Origin of the sequence: Cellulomonas sp. GbtcB1 (assembly GCF_019091725.1) — a bacterium.
Lineage (GTDB): Bacteria > Actinomycetota > Actinomycetes > Actinomycetales > Cellulomonadaceae > Cellulomonas.
In genome coordinates, this window is sequence record NZ_JAGXJG010000226.1 from 1 (window position 1) to 278 (window position 278).

Genomic DNA, 278 nt, shown 5'->3' on the forward strand with positions numbered 1-278 from the left:
CGATCTCACCCAGGAGGAACGACCAGTGGTCGGGGAAGATCTTGCGCGCGAACTCCTTGACGGCGTTGCCGCCGCCGGTGCGCTGGTCCAGGTAGTCCGCGGTCGCCGCGGCGGCGCGCGTGGTGCGCGTCGGCGGTGCCGGGGGAGGGTCGACGGTGCTCACGTGAGGCGCTCCCAGAAGGACGGGCCGATGGGGGAGTCGAAACCGCTCAGCGCGACGAGGTTGCCCTCGTCGTCCACGGTGATCGGCAGCTGGGGCAGGGGGCGGTGCGTGGGGG

The 278-nt window shown here is 72.7% G+C and carries 1 pseudogene; it reads right to left on the reverse strand.

From position 1 onward, the window contains the following. Window positions 1–159: 159 nt before the first annotated feature. Window positions 160–278, reverse strand: a pseudogene (locus tag KVT14_RS22805) (ubiquinol-cytochrome C reductase); the annotation flags it as partial.